This is a genomic window from Brevibacterium sp., assembly GCF_022712115.1.
Classification (GTDB): Bacteria; Actinomycetota; Actinomycetes; order Actinomycetales; family Brevibacteriaceae; genus Brevibacterium; species Brevibacterium salitolerans.
Genome location: NZ_JALAHB010000115.1, coordinates 1 through 4,902 on the forward strand (window position 1 = coordinate 1; position 4,902 = coordinate 4,902).

Sequence of the window (4,902 nt, forward strand, 5' to 3'; positions counted from 1 at the left end):
CCACCGCCCCCGGGCTCCACGACCGGTTCGGCCGGCGCGGCACGGACCTCCGCATCTCCCTGACGGACAAGTGCAATCTGCGCTGCACCTACTGCATGCCGGCCGAGGGCATGGACTGGATGCCGCAGTCCTCCCTCCTCACCGCGGAGGAGGTCATCCGCCTCGTCGACATCGCCGTGGACGTCCACGGCGTGCGCGACCTCCGGCTCACCGGCGGCGAACCGCTCATCCGGCCGGACCTCGAGTCCCTCATCGCGGGGGTACGCGCGCGGCACCCGGAGCTGCCCATCGCGCTGACGACCAATGGGATCGGCCTCACCCGCCGCGCGCAGGCGCTCCGCGACGCGGGGCTGACCCGCATCAACGTCTCCCTCGACACCATCGACGCGGACACCTTCGCCGCGATGGCGCGGCGGAACCGGCTCGCCGATGTGCTCGCCGGAGTGGAGGCCGCGCTGGCCGCCGGCCTCCACCCCGTGAAGATCAACGCGGTGCTCATGCGCGGCGTCAACGACGATCAGGCGCCGGAGCTGCTCGCCTTCTGCCTGGAACGCGGTCTGCAGCTGCGCTTCATCGAGCAGATGCCGCTGGACGGGGACCACGGCTGGACCCGGGAGGGCATGGTCACCGCCGCCGAGGTGCGGGCACAGCTGGCAGAGCACTGGGACCTGGTGCCGGACGACGAGCCGCGTGCGGGTGCGCCTGCCGAACGCTGGCGGGTGTTCGCCCGAGGTGCCGGGCCGGGGCCCGGCACGGCCCGGCCTGCGGGTGCCGCGGAACCAAGGGCCCGCGCTGCTGAACCAGGGGCCGGCACGGCGCAGCCGCTGGGCCGCGTGGGCGTCATCGCCTCCGTGACCGAGCCGTTCTGCGCGGCATGCACCCGCACCCGGGTGACAGCAGAGGGGAGGGTCCGCTCCTGTCTCTTCTCCCACGAGGAGTTCGATCTGGCCGCCGCGCTGCGGACGGGCGCGAGCGACGAGGAGATCGGCCGGCTCTGGCAGCAGGCGATGTGGCTCAAGCCCAAGGCGCACGGCATGGACCACGTGGGTCTGGACAGCGAGGACTACGTGCAGCCGGAGCGGAGCATGAGCGCGATCGGGGGATGAGTCGGAGGTGCTGCCGGTTCCCGCCGCAGTGCGCGGTCCCCGCAGTGCGCGGTCTCGCCGCCTATGACCGCCGGGCACAGTTCCACCACCGCCCGCAGGCAGGGCACAGTTCCCCCGCATTCTGCCGAAGCAGCGCCCGAGTTCCCGCCGGTTCCCACCGCAGGGCAGAATGGCGAGCACCGTTCAGCACAGCACCGCTCAGGAGAGGAGACCCGCCCATGAGTCGCATGTCCGCAGCGAAGCGCGGTCCCGGCGGATCCGTGGAGGTCCGCTACTTCGCGGCCGCCCGCGCCGCCGCGGGACAGGTCAAGGAGGAGCGGGTGATCCTTCCCTTCGAGGAGGCCACCCGCGAGCAGTTCGCCGCACTGCTCGTCTCGCTCCACCCGGAGCCTCCTGCAGGTGAGCCGAGCCTCGAACAGGTCCTCGCCCAGAGCACCCTCCTCGCCGACGGCACGGCCCTGGCCTCCGACGAGGACCGGGTGCGCCCCGGCATGCGCGTGGACGTGCTCCCGCCCTTCGCCGGCGGCTGAGCCGCCGAGCGGACTGTCACTGCGATGAACTCCGAGCCCCCTGCTCCTCCGGCTGCGTCGCCTGTTCACGTCACACCACCCGTGCAGGCCGAGCGACCCGACTGGCGCACCGCGATGGCGCTCGCCCACGCGCTCGGCCGCGAGGCCCTCGCAACCCGCCGTCGTCGAGACGCCGCGGACATGACGGACGGCATGGAGTGGCTGCCCCTGCACGACGCCGCAGGCCGGATCCTCGCGCAGGAGCTGCGCACCTCCATCCCGGTGCCGCACTACCCCTCCTCCGCCATGGACGGCTACGCCTACGCCGCCTCTCCCACCGCCGCCGCTCCCCCACAGACGTGGCTCCTCGAGGACTGGACCGGAGTGGACCACGTCCTCGCACCCGGCCGCGCCTGCCCGGTGGTGACTGGTCGCGCAGTGCCCCACGGCACCACCGGCATCATCCGCAGCGAGTACGCCCAGGTCACCGCCTCCTCGGCACACGGCGCGGCACCTGAGTCAGCTCACGGCACGGAACCTGCGCCGGCCGGCGGCACGGCACCCACGCCAGCGCACGGGTCAGCGCCCGGCGCAGCACACGGGTCAGCGCGCCTCGGCCTCGCGCCCGACGCTCCGCTCTCCGAGCTGGAGCCGGGCAGGCACATCCGCCCCGCCGGGAACGAGGCCTCTGCCGGCGATCTCCTCGCCCCTGCCGGCACCGCCCTCACCCCTCCCCTGCTCGCGATGGCCGCCGTCTGCGGGCACGACGTCGTCCCCGTCCTGCCCGCGCCCCGGGCCGCACTGCTCTACACGGGGGACGAGATCATCTCAGCCGGCCTGCCCGCGCGCGGCACGGTGCGCGACGTCTTCTCCGTCCAGCTGCCCCACCTCCTCGGCCTCTCCGGCGCGCAGATCGTGAGCCAGAGCCGGATCGGCGATGACCCGGCGCACACCTGGGACGCGCTCACGCGCATGCTCGCACCCGGCACGGACACAGGCTCCTGCCACGCTGCTGAGGACGCGGACCCGGCGGAGGCCACGCATACGGCGGAGAACGCGCACACCTCTGAGGAGATGACCACAGCAGCGGACGCACACCCGCCTGAAGCGCCGGACCTCATCGTCACGACGGGCGGGACCGGACGCTCGGCCGCAGACCACATCCGGTCGACGCTCACCGCGCTCGCGAAGTCCACCGGCGGCCGGATCGTCTTCCCGGAGCTGGACATGCGACCGGGCCACCCCACCCTCCTCGCCGCGCTCGTGCGCGCCGACGGGCGGACCGTCCCGGTGCTCGGCCTCCCGGGCAACCCCCTGGCGGCCATGGCGGCCATGCGCGTGGCCGGGCGTGCGCTGATCCGCGGCATGAGGGGCGCCCCCGCCGAGGTGCCCCTCACCGTGCCGCTCGCCGCCGGCTCCCCCCGGCAGAAGGCCGAACGCCTCGTCCCTGCCCGCCCTCACGCAGCCTCCGTTCGCGACGGCACGGACGAACCCGCCTGGGAGCCCTGCACACACTCCGGGCCGAACATGATGCGCGGCCTCACCCGTGCACAGGGATGGATCGTGCTGCCCGCGCATTCCGTCCAGACAGGAGAGCGGGTCCTCTTCCTGCCTCTCGAATGGTGAGGCTGCCTCTCGAGTGGTGAGGCCGCTGCCCGAGAGGTGAGGCCGCCGCTCACGCGAGGAGGCTGCCTCTCGAGGAGTGGGCTCCCATCACTCGCGTGAGGAGGCACCCGCCCAGGGCGATGCGCCCGCGAGCCACAGGACGAGACCCTCAGATCCGCACATCGCAGACGTCCCCACCCGCACATGCGGGTGTAATGTGAGTTTCATGACGCATTTTCGGATCGCTGAAGCAGCCAGGCTCGTCGGAGTCAGCGATGACACCATCCGCCGCTGGGCCGCCGACGGGATCCTGCAGGCCGATGTCGACAGTGCCGGAGTGCAGGTGGTCACGGGACGCTCACTCGCAGAGAGAGCGAAGCAGCGTGCTCCGGAGAACGACGACGACCCCGTGCTGCGCAGCGCCCGCAACCGCTTCACCGGCATCGTCACCCGCGTCGAGGTCTCCGGACTGGTCGCCCAGGTCGAGCTGCAGTGCGGACCGAACCGGGTGGTGTCCCTCATGACCGCCGAGGCCCGGGAGGAGCTCGATCTTCAGGTCGGCTCACGCGCGACGGCCGTCAACAAGGCCACTCAGGACATCCTCGAGGCCGCTCGCCGGGACTGATCGGCATCCGCCCCCTGCCCCCGGCCGCTGTGCCACTCCGCCCCCCAGGAGCACGTTCATGCACTTCTCCCACCGGCCCCCTCGCCGCACCGTCCGCATCGCTGCGGCGGCTCTCGCCGCCGGCCTCCTCATCGCGCCGGCCGGCTGCGCCTCCGGCCCGGACAGCTCCGGAGGCGGGGACTCGGAGGGCGGGGAGGCCGAGGAGCCCCGCACCCTCACGGTCTTCGCCGCGGCCTCGCTCACGGACACCTTCGAGCAGCTCACGGACGCCTTCTCCGAGCAGCACGACGGCGTGGACGTGCAGCTGAGCTTCGCGGGCTCCTCCGACCTCGTCGCGCAGATCACGGAGGGCGCTCCCGCGGATGTCGTCGCCACCGCGGATGAGCGGACGATGCAGCAGCTCGTCGACGACTCGCTGCTCACGGGAGAGCCGACGCCGTTCGTGACGAACGTGCTGGAGATCGCGGTGCCGGAGGGCAACCCGGAGGGCGTCTCCTCACTCACGGATCTGGCCAACCCGGACCTGGACGTCGTGGTCTGCGCGCCGCAGGTGCCCTGCGGCGCCGCCACGGAGAAGGTGGAGGAGGCCTCCGGCGTCCGGCTCAGCCCCGTGAGCGAGGAACCGCAGGTCACCGATGTCCTGGGAAAGGTCGCCGGCGGGCAGGCAGACGCGGGCCTCGTCTATCGGACGGACGCGGCCGGCTCGGACGCCGTCGAGGGGATCGCCTTCCCGGAGGCCCAGGACGCCGTCAACACCTACCCGATCGCGCCGGTCGCGGATTCCGCCTCACCCGCGCTCGCGCAGGAGTTCGTCGACTTCGTGCTCTCCGAGGAGGGCTGGAGGATCTTCGAGGAGGCCGGCTTCACCGCTCCCTGAGCACCCAGCACCCCGCACTCTGAGCACCACATCCCGCACACCGCACAGCCGGACCCCGGCCCATCCCGACGGAGAGGAGCGCAGTGATCCCCGGCCCCCCGTCGGCCCCCACCCAGGGGCGTTTACACATAGGACGCGGCCGACGAAGGGGTAGGTGTAGATCTCGGGGGGGGCCGGTGG

Annotated in this window: 5 protein-coding genes; all 5 read left to right on the top strand. The window is 72.7% G+C overall.

Going from position 1 to position 4,902, the window contains the following annotated elements:
• The coding region (moaA, locus tag Q0A33_RS06860) for a GTP 3',8-cyclase MoaA (protein ID WP_291794696.1) at window positions 1–1,106 on the top strand (1,106 nt) is incomplete at its 5' end.
• Between the two features lie 218 nt (window positions 1,107–1,324).
• Window positions 1,325–1,636, top strand: coding sequence for a MoaD/ThiS family protein (locus Q0A33_RS06865; RefSeq protein WP_291794697.1), 312 nt, complete (start codon window positions 1,325–1,327; stop codon window positions 1,634–1,636).
• 81 nt (window positions 1,637–1,717) lie between these two features.
• On the top strand, window positions 1,718–3,241 hold the full coding sequence (locus Q0A33_RS06870; RefSeq protein WP_291794698.1) for a molybdopterin-binding protein: 1,524 nt from the start codon (window positions 1,718–1,720) through the stop codon (window positions 3,239–3,241).
• A 205-nt stretch (window positions 3,242–3,446) separates the two neighbouring features.
• A complete protein-coding gene (locus Q0A33_RS06875) occupies window positions 3,447–3,845 on the top strand; it encodes a TOBE domain-containing protein (RefSeq protein ID WP_291794699.1) in 399 nt (132 codons plus the stop codon).
• 58 nt (window positions 3,846–3,903) lie between these two features.
• Window positions 3,904–4,722, top strand: a complete 819-nt coding sequence (modA, locus tag Q0A33_RS06880; RefSeq protein WP_291794700.1) for a molybdate ABC transporter substrate-binding protein — start codon at window positions 3,904–3,906, stop codon at window positions 4,720–4,722.
• Window positions 4,723–4,902 lie beyond the last annotated feature (180 nt).